This is a genomic window from Pseudomonas sp. NPDC087814 (assembly GCF_044742865.1).
In the GTDB taxonomy this organism is placed as follows: Bacteria; Pseudomonadota; Gammaproteobacteria; order Pseudomonadales; family Pseudomonadaceae; genus Aquipseudomonas.
On sequence record NZ_JBIUVK010000044.1, the window covers coordinates 13,375 to 27,806 of the forward strand.

Annotated in this window: 10 protein-coding genes and 1 pseudogene; 7 read left to right on the plus strand and 4 right to left on the minus strand. The window is 62.6% G+C overall.

What is annotated here, in order from left to right:
• Positions 1–36: 36 nt before the first annotated feature.
• On the minus strand, positions 37–1,737 hold the full coding sequence (acpA, locus tag ACIOMR_RS24340) for an acid phosphatase (RefSeq protein ID WP_102604740.1): 1,701 nt from the start codon (positions 1,735–1,737) through the stop codon (positions 37–39).
• Between the two features lie 159 nt (positions 1,738–1,896).
• Here acpA and ACIOMR_RS24345 point away from each other — a divergent pair, with 159 nt between their 5' ends.
• Together ACIOMR_RS24345 and ACIOMR_RS24350 are read left to right on the plus strand one after the other, a co-directional pair.
• Positions 1,897–2,187 (plus strand): nucleotidyltransferase family protein, encoded by a 291-nt coding sequence (locus ACIOMR_RS24345; protein WP_003214393.1) that lies wholly within the window; start codon positions 1,897–1,899, stop codon positions 2,185–2,187.
• Positions 2,184–2,527: pseudogene (locus ACIOMR_RS24350) on the plus strand (DUF86 domain-containing protein). The gene ACIOMR_RS24345 and the pseudogene ACIOMR_RS24350 overlap by 4 nt, the downstream one beginning before the upstream one ends.
• A 23-nt stretch (positions 2,528–2,550) precedes the next feature.
• Here ACIOMR_RS24350 and ACIOMR_RS24355 read toward each other — a convergent pair.
• Entirely contained in the window at positions 2,551–3,969 is a 1,419-nt protein-coding gene (locus tag ACIOMR_RS24355) for a TIGR00366 family protein (RefSeq protein WP_178911636.1), read from the minus strand.
• Positions 3,970–4,158: 189 nt separating this feature from the next.
• Between ACIOMR_RS24355 and ACIOMR_RS24360 the strand changes: the two genes are divergently transcribed.
• On the plus strand, positions 4,159–5,442 hold the full coding sequence (locus tag ACIOMR_RS24360) for an MFS transporter (protein ID WP_214499964.1): 1,284 nt from the start codon (positions 4,159–4,161) through the stop codon (positions 5,440–5,442).
• Positions 5,443–5,547: 105 nt separating this feature from the next.
• Here the strand turns inward: ACIOMR_RS24360 and ACIOMR_RS24365 are convergent, their stop codons facing one another.
• On the minus strand, positions 5,548–6,918 hold the full coding sequence (locus ACIOMR_RS24365) for a gluconate:H+ symporter (RefSeq protein ID WP_008437508.1): 1,371 nt from the start codon (positions 6,916–6,918) through the stop codon (positions 5,548–5,550).
• Positions 6,919–7,135: 217 nt separating this feature from the next.
• Here ACIOMR_RS24365 and ACIOMR_RS24370 point away from each other — a divergent pair, with 217 nt between their 5' ends.
• The gene (locus ACIOMR_RS24370; RefSeq protein WP_003214407.1) at positions 7,136–8,041 is read left to right on the plus strand and encodes a cation diffusion facilitator family transporter; all 906 of its coding nucleotides are present in this window, start codon (positions 7,136–7,138) and stop codon (positions 8,039–8,041) included.
• A gap of 3 nt (positions 8,042–8,044) precedes the next feature.
• Here ACIOMR_RS24370 and ACIOMR_RS24375 read toward each other — a convergent pair whose 3' ends face one another.
• Positions 8,045–8,719 (minus strand): heavy metal response regulator transcription factor, encoded by a 675-nt coding sequence (locus tag ACIOMR_RS24375; protein WP_008437506.1) that lies wholly within the window; start codon positions 8,717–8,719, stop codon positions 8,045–8,047.
• Between the two features lie 161 nt (positions 8,720–8,880).
• Here ACIOMR_RS24375 and ACIOMR_RS24380 point away from each other — a divergent pair, with 161 nt between their 5' ends.
• Genes ACIOMR_RS24380 through ACIOMR_RS24390 form a run of 3 tightly spaced genes read left to right on the plus strand, consistent with a single transcriptional unit; the run spans position 8,881 to position 14,415 of the window.
• Complete coding sequence (locus tag ACIOMR_RS24380; RefSeq protein ID WP_401196823.1) at positions 8,881–10,104, plus strand: TolC family protein; 1,224 nt, start codon at positions 8,881–8,883, stop codon at positions 10,102–10,104.
• Between the two features lie 18 nt (positions 10,105–10,122).
• Positions 10,123–11,235: an efflux RND transporter periplasmic adaptor subunit gene (locus tag ACIOMR_RS24385; protein ID WP_401196825.1), complete on the plus strand. Its 1,113-nt coding sequence runs from the start codon at positions 10,123–10,125 to the stop codon at positions 11,233–11,235.
• An 18-nt stretch (positions 11,236–11,253) separates the two neighbouring features.
• Positions 11,254–14,415, plus strand: a complete 3,162-nt coding sequence (locus tag ACIOMR_RS24390; protein ID WP_178911631.1) for a CusA/CzcA family heavy metal efflux RND transporter — start codon at positions 11,254–11,256, stop codon at positions 14,413–14,415.
• Positions 14,416–14,432 lie beyond the last annotated feature (17 nt).

Sequence of the window (14,432 nt, forward strand, 5' to 3'; positions counted from 1 at the left end):
AAAAACTGCGCGCTTGTCGCTTTTGAGCAAGTGCGTCTACACCTTGAAGTGCAGGGCGTTGGTCAGGTCACCCATGGGTTTCTGGCCGCGCGCGGTCATGGCGTCGTCACGCTGCTTGAGCCCGTCGAGGGTTTCCAGCTGGAACACCCGGGTGATCAGACGCAGGATCGACGCGGTGTCGTAGACGGTATGGTCCACCGTGCCCTTGCGCGCGAACGGCGAGACCACCAGTGCCGGAATCCGCGTGCCCGGGCCCCAACGATCGCCTTTTGGCGGTGCAACGTGGTCCCACCAGCCGCCGTTTTCATCGACGGTGACGATCACCACCATGTTCTTCCACTGCGGGCTTTCCTGCAGCACCTTCAAGGCGCGGGTGATATGCCGGTCGCCCGAAGCGACGTCGGCGTAACCGGCGTGCATATTCAGGTTGCCCTGGGGTTTGTAGAAGGTCACCGCAGGCAGCTTGCCGGCCTGGGCATCGGCGAAGAACTTGTTGGTGCTGGCGTCATCCCCCAGGCCGCCATCGCGCAGGCGTTTATTGCGCTCAGCCGGGTTTTCCGGGCCTTGCTGCTTGAAGTAGTTGAAGGGCTGGTGGTGGTACTGGAAGTTCGGAATCTTCGGAATGCCGCCCGAGTCCTTGAACTGATCCAGCGTTGCTTGCCACGCACCGGCGTACCAGGCCCAGTCGACGTTCTTTTTCGACAGTTTGTCGCCGATGTGCTCGTGGGTTTGTGGCACCAGCACGTTAGGCAAGTCGGGCTTGGAGTAATCCGGGCGCTCGGGGTCGCGAATCCAGGTAGGCCAGTAAGGCGGGGCCAGGGTGTTCACGCCGAAACCGTCCGGGGTCAGTGCGCTGGGGCCGAATTGCGGCGGGCCGGTCATGGCGCTGGCCGGGGACTTGTCCAGAGGCTTGAGGCGCGGGTCGGTCGGGTCGTCGCTTTGCAGCGTGGCGATCTGTGCCTTGGCCACCGATTGCGCAGCGTTTGGGTACACCGGCGGGGTGGCACTGATCAGGTATTGGTGGTTGAGGAACGAGCCGCCAAACGCGCCCTGGAAGAAGTTATCGCAAAGCACAAACTCCTTCGCCACGTCCCACAAGCGCAGGGCGTAACGGCTCTGGGCGTAATGGCCCATCAGCAGGCCGCCGGAGTCGCCCCAGGCGACGAACGCATCGTTTTTACCGCCATTGATCTGCATCTGGTTCTGATAGAACACGTGCCACAAATCCCGGGTGACCAGGCTCAGGGGCTGGTCTTCGCCATTCGGGCCTTTGAGGGCGAACGGAGCGTTGGGCAGGTTTTCCTGGTATTGCACTTCGCTGGGGTACGTGACGCCATCCACGGTCTGCGGGCCAACTTGCAACACGCCGCCCCAGGTCGGGGGCAGGGTGCTCAGCAGGCTGCCGTCGCGGTCGCGCTGCTGATAGTCCGCAGGGGCGAGGGCCGACAATGGTTTCTCGACCCCGGGGAAATCCGCAAACAGGTTGTTGAAGCTGCGGTTTTCGGCGTAGATCACCACCACGGTTTTAACCTGTTCGTGCAAGGCCTTGTCCAGCTCTTGCGGCGTCAGCGGGCGATCCACCGGCTTGCCGGGTGCCTCGCTGGTATTGCCGCAGGCACTCAGGGTCGCACCCACGCCCAGCACGGCCGCGCCTCCCAGGAAGCGCCGCCGGCTGGTGTCGACTGGCGGTTTGGCTTCAATGTCTTGGGAAGGGCGGTCTTTGTGCTCGTCGCTCATTGCTGGGAGTCCATGCGGGTTAGTTGTTGCAATATGTTTCGCCGGAACGGTAGCAATGGAATGTGACGGAACGAAGACAGCAGTGTGATCATGTGGGCATGCTTCCTGATCCCAAGCACTGCTAGACTGGCCCGATATTGCATACCGCAGAGGTGCCCCATGAAACCTTCAACTGCCCTGGATCTCAAGAGGGCTGCCGTGCGTGAAGTAGTAGGACGTTTCCATACCTCCAACCCAAGGGTGTTTGGGTCCGTTTTGTTGGGGACTGATAAAGACGGCAGTGATCTCGATTTACTGGTTGATGCGCTACCGGGAGCGACCCTTTTTGACCTTGGTGGGCTGCAGGTGGAGTTGGAAGACTTGCTCGGGGTAAACGTCGATTTGCTGACGCCTGGCGATCTGCCTCTGAAGTTTCGTGCTCAAGTCTTGGCTGAGGCCCGGCCCGTATGATCTCAAATCGGATTGGCGACTACCTGGAGCACATGCGCCAGGCATCGTCCGACGCGATCACCTTTGTCGACGGGGTGAGCAAACCTGAGTTTTTGAAGACAAGGGTACCCAACAAGCCGTGATCATGAGTTTGATCATCATCGGCGAAGCGTCGACCAAAATAATGGATCAACATCCAGAGTTTGCAGCCGCCCAACCGCAGGTGCCTTGGCGCAGTATGCGCGGGATGCGCAACCGGATTGCCCATGGTTACTTCGACATAAATCTTGAAGTGGTATGGGACACGGTTCAGCACGCGCTACCTGAGCTGCTGAACAACCTGCCAGCCGCACCCGCCTGAAGAGCGGGTGCAGCTTCAGATAATTAAGGCATCACCGGCGGCAAATATTTAAGCGTCGTGCCCAACGCCCACAGCAGGAACAACACCAGCGGCGTATGCACCAGCAGCTGCACAAACGAAAAACCGATCAAGTCCCGCGCCTTCAACCCCAGCACGCCCAGCAGCGGCAGCATATAGAACGGGTTGATCAGGTTCGGCAGCGCTTCGGCGGCGTTGTAGATCTGCACCGCCCAGCCCAGGTGATATTCCAGGTCGTTGGCGACCTGCATCACGTACGGCGCCTCGATGATCCACTTGCCGCCGCCCGACGGGATAAAGAAGCCCAGCACCGCCGAGTACACACCCATCAACAGCGCGTAGGTGTCGTGGGACGCGATCGAGGTGAAGAAGGTCGAGATGTGGTGCGCCAGGGTCGCGCCGTCACTGCCTTTCACCACGGTCATCAGCGCGGCAATCGAGCCATACAGCGGGAACTGGATCAGCACCCCGGTGGTGGTGGGTACCGCACGGGCCACCGCATCGAGAAAACTGCGCGGACGCCAGTGCAGTAGGGCACCGACCATCAGGAACAGGAAGTTATAGGTGTTCAGCCCCGAGATCGCGCTGATCGCCGGCTTGGTCGAGAATTCATGGAACAACCAACCGGCGGCCAGCAACGCCAGCAGGATGGTCAGCAACGGGCTGTGCTCCAGCCACTCGCCCGGACGGGTCGGCGGTTGCGGCTTGGGCATGTTGAAGGCCGGGTCGATACCGCAAGCCTTGGCGTCACGGGCGGAGCTCGGCCCGGGCGCGGTGGCGTAGGCGATGATCAGCGACACCACGATCAGCGCCAGCAACAGCACGCCGGACTGCCACAGAAAGATGGTGTCGGTGAACGGGATCATCCCGGTGATCGACAGGATCGACGGCGGCAAACTGGCCGGGTTGGCCTGCAACTGCGCCGCCGACGACGACAGCCCCAGCGCCCAAACGGCACCCAGGCCGAGGTAGGCCGCAGCACCGGCCGCGCGGTAATCCATGCGCAAATCCGTACGCCGGGCCAGCGCACGCACCAGCAAACCACCGAACACCAGGGACAGGCCCCAGTTGAGCAACGAGGCGACCATCGAAATCAGCGCCACCCAGGCCACGGCAGAACGGCCGTTCTTCGGGATGCGCGCCAGGCGGTCGATCAACTTTACGGCGGGCGGGGAGCTGGCGACCACGTAACCGCCAATCACCACAAAGGCCATTTGCATGGTGAACGGGATCAAACTCCAGAAACCGTCACCAAACGCCTTGGCGGCCTCGGTCGGCGCGGCGCCCATGCCCAGGGTCGCCACGGCGACAATGATCACGGCGAGGGCGGCAAACACCCAGGAGTCAGGGAACCAGCGCTCGGCGAAGTTTGAACAACGCAGGGCGAATCGGGCGTAGCGGCTGTCTTCGATAGCATCGGCCACGTTCAGTACCTCTATTTGTATTTATTATGGGGGGCGGCAGTTTTGCTGCATGTTCCTCTACGGCTATTCATTTGGGAATGTAGTTATCTTCATTGATCAATGAGTAAAGCAAATATATCCGGCGAGATTGCCATCACCGGGCCCAGCTCATAACCTGCAGGCCATTTTGTTTGTCTGCCGAGCTTTTCCATGACTGCCACCTCTTATCCACAGGCGCAGCGTTTCTCCCGCTCCGACTACAAAACCCTGGGCCTGGCTGCCCTGGGCGGGGCCCTGGAAATCTACGACTTCATCATCTTCGTATTTTTCGCGCTGACCCTCAGCCAGCTGTTTTTCCCGCCGGAAATGCCCGAGTGGCTGCGTCTGCTGCAAAGCTTCGGCATCTTTGTCACCGGCTACCTCGCGCGCCCGCTGGGCGGAATCCTGATGGCGCACTTCGCCGATCACCTGGGGCGCAAACGGGTGTTCAGCCTGAGCATCCTGATGATGGCGCTGCCGTGCCTGCTGATCGGCATCATGCCCACCTACGCACACATCGGTTATTTCGCACCGTTGATCCTGCTGGCGCTGCGCATCCTCCAGGGTGCGGCAGTGGGCGGGGAAGTGCCCAGCGCCTGGGTGTTTGTCGCCGAACACGCTCCGGACAACCATCGTGGTTATGCCCTGGGCTTCCTCCAGGCCGGGCTGACCTTCGGCTACCTGCTCGGCGCGCTGACCGCGACGCTGCTGGCGCAAGTCTTCACCCCGGCCGAAATCCTCGACTACGCCTGGCGCTTCCCGTTCCTGCTCGGCGGCGTGTTCGGCGTGATCGGTGTCTGGCTGCGGCGCTGGCTCAGCGAAACCCCGGTGTTCCTGCAAATGCAGGCCCGTCGCCAGGCCGGCGCCGAACTGCCGCTGCGTACCGTCCTGCGGGAACATCGCAGCGCGCTGCTGCCGGCGATGATCCTCACCTGCGTGCTCACCTCGGCCGTCGTCGTACTGGTGGTGATCACCCCGACCATGATGCAGAAAACCTTCGGCATGAGCCCCAGCCACACCTTCGCCCTGAGCGCGTTGGGCATCGTGTTCCTGAATATCGGTTGCGTGTTGGCCGGGCTGCTGGTGGACCGCATCGGCGCCTGGCGTGCGGTGTTGGTCTATAGCCTGCTGCTGCCGGTGGGGATTGCCGTGCTCTATGCGAGCCTGATTGCCGGTGGCGTGTGGCTGGGCGCAGCGTATGCAATTGCCGGCTTGAGTTGCGGGGTGGTGGGCGCGGTGCCGTCGGTGATGGTCAACCTGTTCCCGGCGCAGGTGCGGGTGTCGGGGATTTCCTTCACCTACAACATTGCCTATGCGCTGTGGGCGAGTACCACACCGCTGATGTTGATCGCGTTGATGCCGACCAGCCCGTGGATCTGCGTGGGGTATTGCGTGGTGATGGGCGCGGTGGGCGCAGTGAGTGCGGCGCATTTTGGCAAGCGCCTACCCACCTGATCGTTCCCACGCTCTGCGTGGGAACGCCTCACTGGACGCTCCGCGTCCGCTCGTGTGACGCGGAGCGTCACGGATGCATTCCCACGCGGAGCGTGGGAACGATCATTACGTCAGGAAGTGCCACATCAGCAATGTGCCCACCAGGCCCACCACCGACACAATGGTCTGCAACACCGACCACACCCAGATCGTCTGCTTCAGCTGCAAGCCGAAGTACTCGCGCACCATCCAGAAGCCCGCATCGTTGACGTGGCAGAAGAACACCGAGCCGGCACCAATCGCCAGGGCGACCAGTGAGCTTTGCGTCGCCGCCAATCCCGCCATCATCGGCGCCAGGATGCCCGCCGTTGTCGTGGTGGCGACGGTCGCCGACCCCGTGGCCTGACGCAGCGCCACCGCAATCAACCAGGCCAGCAACAGGTAAGGCATGTGCGCGCCTTCGGCCACCTTGCTGATGGTCTGGCTCACGCCGGCATCCAGCAGGGTTTGCTTCAACCCGCCACCGGCGCCGATGGTCAGCAGCAGCACCGCGATCGGCGCCAGCGCCTTGCGCAGGGTGTTGCCGACATCGGCCCGCGGCATGCCGCTGGCCCAGCCCAGGCAAATCACCGCGGCAATCACCGCCAGGCCCAGCGCGATCAACGGCTCACCGAGGAACTTCAAGGTCAGTGCCACCGGGCTTTCCGGCGACATGGCAACCTTGGCCAGGGTGCTGCCGAGCATCAGGATCACCGGCAACAGGATGATCAGCAGCGACACACCAAAACTCGGCTGGCGCGGCGCCTTGGGCGGAGCACTGAACAGCGCGCCAATGTCGGCCGGCTCATCCACGTGCATGCGCTTGGACAGCCAGTTGCCGTACAACGGGCCGGCCAGAATCACGGCCGGCACTGCCAGGCAAAAGCCCAGCAACATGGTCAGGCCCAGGTCGGCGTGCAACGCGCTGACCGCAATCAGCGGCCCCGGATGCGGTGGCATCAAGGCGTGCAGGGTGGTCATCCCCGCCAGCGCCGGAATTGCGATTTTCAGCAGCGGCTGGTTCGAACGCTTGGCCATCACGAAGATGATCGGCACCATCATCACCAGGCCCACTTCGAAGAACAGCGGCAGGCCAATCACCATCGCCACCAGCGCCATCACCCATGGCAATGACTTGCCTTTGCCCAACCCCAGCAGGGTGGTGGCGATACGGTCGGCAGCGCCGGATTCGGCCATCAACGCGCCGAGCATCGAGCCCAGGGCAATGATGATCCCGGCTTCACCGAGAATCGCCCCGGCGCCTTTGCTGAAGGCCTTGGCCACTTCTTCCGGCGGCAAGCCTGCGCCGACACCGGCGATAAACGTACCGATCAGGATCGACAGGAAGGGCGGCAGCTTGGTCGCACTGATCAACACAATGATGCTGGCGATGGCCAGTAATACGCAGAACATGAGGCGGGTGTCGTGAACCATCCACGCGGCAGTCGATAACTCCAAAACGGGACTCCTTATCGAACAGGTTGGCTAATGTGTTTCTTTTTGTTTCCTGCTCGAAAAGCATACCTGATACAACGGTTCCAGAGCGTTCATGTTCAATTTTGGTGCGCATGGCTTAACGCCCAGCTGACGGCGAGATGACAATTTTGCAACTCGTGCCGGTGGTTTTGGCCTATAGCTCTATGATCAACCGGACCACGACCCACGAGGACATTTCATGAGCGCAGGACACAGCCACGCCCAGGTACGCGCCGGCCACGAACGGCTGTTATGGATCGCATTGGCACTGACCGGCAGCTTTATGATCGCCGAGGTGATCGGCGCCTTTATCACCGGCAGCCTGGCGCTGTTGTCCGATGCCGCGCACATGATGACCGACGCCCTGGCGCTAGGGATTTCCCTGGTGGCGATCCAGGTCGCCAAGCGCGCCGCCGACCGCAAGCGCACCTTCGGCTATGCGCGTTTCGAGATCCTGGCGGCAGCGTTTAATGCGCTGCTGCTGTTCGGCGTTGCGTTCTACATCCTGTATGAGGCGTATCAACGCTTGCAGGCGCCCGCCGAGATCCAGTCCACCGGCATGCTGGTGATCGCGGTGCTGGGGCTGATCGTCAACCTGATTTCCATGCGCCTGCTGAGTGCGGCCAGCGGCGAAAGCCTGAATGTGAAGGGCGCTTACCTGGAGGTCTGGAGCGACATGCTCGGCTCCATCGGCGTGATCATCGCGGCGCTGGTGATCATGTACACCGGCTGGGGCTGGGTGGATTCGGTGGTGGCGGCAGCGATTGGCTTCTGGGTGTTGCCCCGCACCTGGACGCTGCTCAAGGAAAGCATGAACGTGCTGCTGCAAGGCGTGCCGGACGGCATCGATATCGACAAGGTGGAACAGGCAATTCGCGGCGTTCCCGGGGTCAAGGACGTGCACGACCTGCATATCTGGGCCCTCACCAGCGGCAAGAACGTGCTGAGCACTCACTTGGTGGCGGATTCTGCCCAAGGCAGCGAGCAACAGATCCTCAGCCAGGTGACGGAGTTACTGCATGAACAATTCGATATTTCCCACGCCACGATCCAGATCGAGGGCGAAGGTTTTCAGCATGACGAGCACGACGAGGTGCACGCCTGACCGTCACTCACGGTCTTCCAGCACATAACCCACGCCGCGCAAGGTATGGATCAACTTGCGCTCGAACGGGTCATCGATCTTCGCCCGCAGGCGGCGGATCGACACTTCCACCACATTGGTGTCGCAATCAAAGTTCATGTCCCACACGAACGAGATAATTTGCGTGCGCGACAGCACCACGCCGCTCTGGCGCATCAGCAGGTGCAGCAGGGCGAACTCCTTGGTGGTCAGGTCGATGCGCTGCAAACCGCGAAACGCCCGGTGGCGGCCCTGATCCAATTCCAGGTCGGCCACCCGCAACACATCTGGCACCGGCGAATGCACGCTGCGGCGCATCAAGGTGCGCACCCGCGCGAGTAATTCGGGGAACTCAAACGGCTTGACCAGGTAATCATCGGCGCCCAGGTCCAGGCCCTTGATCCGGTCGGCGAGGCGGCCCTGGGCGGTCAGCATCATGATGCGGGTGCTGCTGTTCTGGCGGATGCGTTGCAGCACGTCCCAGCCATCCATCAACGGCAAATTCACGTCGAGCATCACCAGGTCGTAGGCGTGCTGGCGAGACAAATGCAGGCCGTCGGCGCCGGTGGCGGCACAGTCGACGATATAGCCACTTTCGCTCAATCCCTGATGTAGATAATCGGCGGTTTTAGGTTCGTCTTCGATAACCAGAATACGCATGTCGAGGATCCCGCTGGGCAGTGGAAAAGTTGCCCGGAGCTTAAAGCAAAAGCCCGCGCCAGAGCCGTTGCTAACGGATTTGTAATGTTCTGGCCACTCCTCTGATAAGTACCGAAAGTTACATTGCCCACCTGTTAATTCATGGGCATGGAACTCTTGTTATGCCAACTTTTGTCCGCACGTTTATCGGCGCTTCGGTGCTGTTGCTGATGACGGTCCAGGGCGCAAACGCGCAAACCCTGACCCTCGAATCGGCCCTGCAAACCGCCTTCGCCAACAACCCCGACATGGCCGCTGCGCAGTGGGAAATCGACATCGCCCAAGGCGGTCGCCAGCAGGCCGGTTTGATCCCGAATCCGGTGGCCTCCTGGGATGCCGAAGACACCCGCCGCAACTCGCGCACCACCACCGTGAAACTGAGCCAAACCCTGGAACTGGGTGGCAAGCGCGGCGCCCGGATTGATGTCGCCACCCGTGCCCAGGAGGCGGCCGCACTCATCCTGGAACAGCGTCGCAACGGGCTGCGTGCGGAGGTCATCGACGGTTACTACGGCGCACTTCGCGCCCAGGAACGCCTCGACCTGGCCCAGCGCTCAGTGGCATTGGCCGAGCGCGGCCTGGTGGTGGCCAATGGTCGCGTCACCGCCGGCAAAACGTCCCCGGTGGAAGCCACCCGGGCCCAGGTGCAACTCTCGGAAATCCGCCTGGAATTCAACCGCGCGCAGATGGGCCTGACCGATGCCTACCGGCGCCTCGCCGCCAGTACTGGCGCGGCCAGCACCGATTTCCAGGCCGTCGCCACCCAAGCCCAGGCCGCCCCGGCATTACCGTCGCCCGCGCAGCTGCTGGCGCGCCTGGAACAGACCGCCGAACTGCGCCTGGCCGAGCTGCAAATCGTCCAGGGCGAAGCGGCCCTGGGCCTGGAAAAAGCCCAGCGCATTCCCGACCTCGACGTGTCCATCGGCAGCCAATACGACGCCAGCGTGCGCGAGCGGGTCAACGTGGTGGGCGTGTCGATGCCGATCCCGCTGTTCAACCGCAACCAGGGCAACGTGCTGGCCGCGAGTCGCCGTGCCGACCAGGCCCGCGACCTGCGCAACGCTGCCGAACTGCGCCTGCGCACCGAAACCCGCCAGGCCCTGGACCTTTGGCAAACCGCGAATACCGAAGTGCGCTCGTTCAACCAACAGATCCTGCCCGCCGCCCAAAGCGCGGTGGACAGCGCCACCCGCGGTTTCGAGATGGGCAAGTTCAACTTCCTCGACGTACTCGACGCCCAGCGCACCTTGATTGCGGCCCGCACCCAATACCTCGCGGCGACCGCCCAGGCCACCGAAGCCTGGGTGCGCATCGAACGGATTTACGGCGACCTCGCCCGGTTTTGATTTTTTCAGGAGCGTTCCATGAACAACAAACACAGGATGGCGCTGGCCGTTGCACTGATGCTGGCGTGGCCGGCCATCAGCGGTGCGGCAGAGACGGAAGAGGAAGGCAAGATCGAGCTGACCGAACAGCAGATCCAGGCCGCCGGTATTCAACTGGCCCCGGCGCAATCCCGGCAGATCAGCACTGTGCTTTCGCTGCCGGGCGAGGTGCGTTTCGACGAAGACCGCACCTCCCACATCGTCCCGCGTGCTGCCGGCGTGGTGGAGTCGGTGCAGGTCAACCTCGGCCAATCGGTGAAGAAGGGCGAGCTGCTCGCGGTGATCGCCAGCCAGCAGATTTCCGATCAGCGCAGTGAACTGGCGGCCAGTGAGCGCCGGGTGGTACTGGCCCGCACCACCTTCCAGCGCGAGCGCCAGTTGTGGCAGGACAGGATCTCCGCCGAACAGGATTACCTGCTGGCGCGCCAGGCGCTGCAAGAGGCCGAAATCGCCCTGAACAATGCCCGGCAAAAGATGAACGCCCTGAGCGGCAGCGCCGTATTGGTCGGCGGCAATCGCTACGAACTGCGGGCGCCGTTCGACGGCGTAGTAGTGGAAAAACACCTGGGTGTCGGCGAAGTGGTGAGCGAGACCAGCAACGCCTTCACCCTGTCGGACCTGTCCCAGGTGTGGGTGACCTTCGGCGTGTTCCCCAAGGATTTGAACAAGGTCCGGGTCGGCAAACCGGTGAAGGTCACGTCCTCGGAAATGGGCACCGAAGTGCTCGGTACCGTGGCCTATGTCGGCAACTTGCTGGGGGAGCAGACCCGCACGGCCACCGTGCGCGTCACGGTGCCGAACCCCGACGCTTCGTGGCGTCCAGGGCTGTTCGTTTCCGTGCAGGTCGCCACCGACACCTACCCGGCCAAGGTCACCGTCCCCCAGGAGGCAATCCAGACCGTCGAGGACAAACCCTCGGTGTTCGTGCGCACCAGCGACGGCTTCATGACCCGGCATATCGAACTGGGCGTCAGCGAAAACGGTTTCGTCGAAGTGCGCCAGGGCCTCGACGCCGGCGCGCAGGTGGCCACCGTCGGCAGCTTCATCCTCAAGTCCGAGTTGGGCAAGGCCTCGGCCGAGCACGCCCATTGATCCTGCGAGTGATTCCCCATGTTTGAGCGCCTTATCCAATTCGCCATCGAGCAGCGCATCATCGTGCTGTTGGCGGTGCTGTTGATGGCCGGTGTCGGTATCGCCAGCTATCAGAAATTGCCCATCGACGCCGTGCCGGATATCACCAACGTCCAGGTGCAGATCAACTCGGCGGCGGCGGGTTTTTCGCCGCTGGAAACCGAGCAGCGCATCACCTTTCCCATCGAGACCGCCATGGCCGGGCTGCCGGGCTTGCAGCAGACCCGCTCGCTGTCGCGCTCGGGCTTGTCCCAGGTCACGGTGATTTTCAAGGACGGCACCGACCTGTTCTTCGCCCGCCAGCTGGTCAACGAACGCTTGCAGGTGGCTCGCGAGCAACTGCCTGATGGCATCGAAAGCATGATGGGGCCGATCTCCACCGGGCTCGGGGAAATCTTCCTGTGGACCGTGGAGGCGAAAGACGGCGCGCGCAAGGAGGACGGCTCAGCCTATACGCCGACCGACCTGCGGGTGATCCAGGACTGGATCATCAAGCCGCAACTGCGCAACGTGCCGGGGGTGGCCGAGATCAACACCATCGGCGGCTTTGCCAAGGAATACCAGATCGCCCCGGACCCCAAGCGCCTGGCGGCCTACAACCTGACCTTGGGCGACCTGGTCACGGCGCTGGAGCGCAACAACGCCAACGTCGGCGCCGGCTACATCGAGCGCAGCGGCGAGCAATTGCTGATCCGTGCGCCGGGGCAAGTCGCGTCCATCGACGACATTGCCAACATCGTCATCACCACTTCCGACGGTACGCCGATTCGGGTGCGCAACGTCGCCCAGGTCGACATTGGCCGCGAGCTGCGTACCGGTGCCGCCACGGAAAATGGCCGCGAAGTGGTGCTGGGCACGGTGTTCATGTTGATCGGCGAAAACAGTCGCACGGTGTCCCTGGCGGTCGCGAAAAAACTCGAAGAGATCAACCGTTCGCTGCCTGAAGGTGTGGTGGCCGTCACCGTCTACGACCGCACCAACCTGGTGGAAAAAGCCATCAGCACCGTGAAGAAAAACCTCTTCGAAGGGGCGCTGCTGGTGGTGGCGGTGCTGTTTCTGTTCCTCGGCAATATCCGCGCTGCGCTGATCACCGCGATGGTGATTCCCCTGGCCATGTTGTTCACCTTTACCGGGATGTTTACCAACAAGGTCAGCGCCAACCTGATGAGCCTCGGCGCGTTGGATTTCGGGATTATCGTCGATGGCGCGGTGGTGATCGTCGAAAACGCCATCCGCCGCCTGGCCCACGCCCAGCAGCGCCACGGGCGATTGCTGACCCGCAGCGAGCGCCTGCATGAGGTGTTTGCGGCGGCCAAGGAAGCGCGGCGCGCGCTGATCTTCGGGCAACTGATCATCATGGTGGTGTACCTGCCGATCTTCGCCCTCACCGGGGTGGCCGGGAAGATGTTCCACCCGATGGCGTTCACCGTGGTGATCGCGCTGCTGGGGGCAATGATTCTGTCCGTGACCTTCGTGCCGGCGGCCATTGCGCTGTTCGTCACCGGCAAGGTCAAGGAAGAGGAAAACCTGGTGATGCGCAGCGCACGCCGTGTCTACGCGCCGGTGCTGGATTGGGTGATGGCGCGCCGGCCGCTGGTGTTCGGCCTGGCGGTGCTGGCCATCGTTGCGTCGGGCCTGGTGGCCAGTCGCATGGGCAGCGAATTTATCCCCAGCCTCAGCGAGGGTGATTTCGCTCAACAAGCGTTGCGGGTGCCGGGCACCAGCCTGACGCAGTCGGTACAGATGCAGCAGCAACTGGAAAAGACCTTGATGGCCGAGGTGCCGGAAATCGAGCGGGTATTCGCCCGCACCGGCACCGCGGAAATCGCCTCCGACCCGATGCCGCCGAACATCTCCGACAGCTACGTGATGCTCAAGCCCAAGGACCAGTGGCCCGACCCGAAGAAGTCCCGCGAGGCAATTATCGCCGACATCCAGCGCGCCAGTGCGATTGTGCCGGGCAGCGTGTATGAACTGTCGCAACCGATCCAGTTGCGCTTCAACGAACTGATTTCCGGCGTGCGCAGTGACGTGGCGGTGAAGGTGTTTGGTGACGACATGGCGGTGCTCAACAAGACCGCCGGGGAAATCGCCGAGACCTTGCAAACCCTCAAGGGCGCCTCGGAAGTGAAGGTGGAACAGACCTCCGGCCTGCCGGTGCTGACCATCAATATCGACCGCGACAAGGCCGCGCGTTTCGGCCTGAACGTGGGCGATGTGCAAGACACGATTGCCGTCGCCGTGGGTGGGCGCCAGGCCGGGACGATGTACGAAGGCGACCGGCGTTTTGATATGGTCGTGCGTTTGTCTGATGCGCTGCGCACCGATATCGAAGGCCTGTCGCGGCTGTTGATTCCGATCCCGGCGCTGGCGAATAACGCGGCGGGGCAGTTGGGTTTTATCGCGCTGTCGGAAGTCGCCAGCCTGGACCTGGTGCTCGGCCCCAACCAGATCAGCCGCGAAAACGGCAAGCGCCTGGTGATCGTCAGCGCCAACGTGCGTGGGCGGGATATCGGCTCGTTTGTCGAGGAAGCCGGGACGGCCATCGACACTCAGGTGAAAATCCCCGCGGGCTACTGGACCACCTGGGGCGGCCAGTTCGAGCAGTTGAAGGAAGCTTCCGAGCGCTTGCGCATCGTGGTGCCGGTGGCGTTGCTGCTGGTGTTCGGCTTGCTGTTCATGATGTTCAACAACCTCAAGGACGGGCTGCTGGTGTTCACCGGGATTCCCTTCGCGTTGACCGGCGGGATCATGGCGCTGTGGCTGCGGGACATTCCGTTGTCGATCTCGGCGGGCGTGGGTTTTATCGCGCTGTCGGGGGTGGCGGTGCTGAACGGGTTGGTGATGATTGCGTTCATTCGCAACCTGCGGGAAGAGGGGCGCTCATTGTCGGTGGCCATCAACGAAGGCGCCCTGACGCGCTTGCGCCCGGTGTTGATGACGGCGTTGGTGGCGTCGCTGGGGTTTATCCCCATGGCCCTGGCCACCGGCACCGGCGCCGAAGTGCAGCGCCCGTTGGCGACGGTGGTGATTGGCGGGATTATCTCGTCGACGCTGCTGACCCTGCTGGTATTGCCGGCGCTGTATCACTGGGCGCACCGGCGTGAAGAACAGGAAGACCGCCCGATGCCTGGCCAATAACTTGTGGTGAGGGAGCA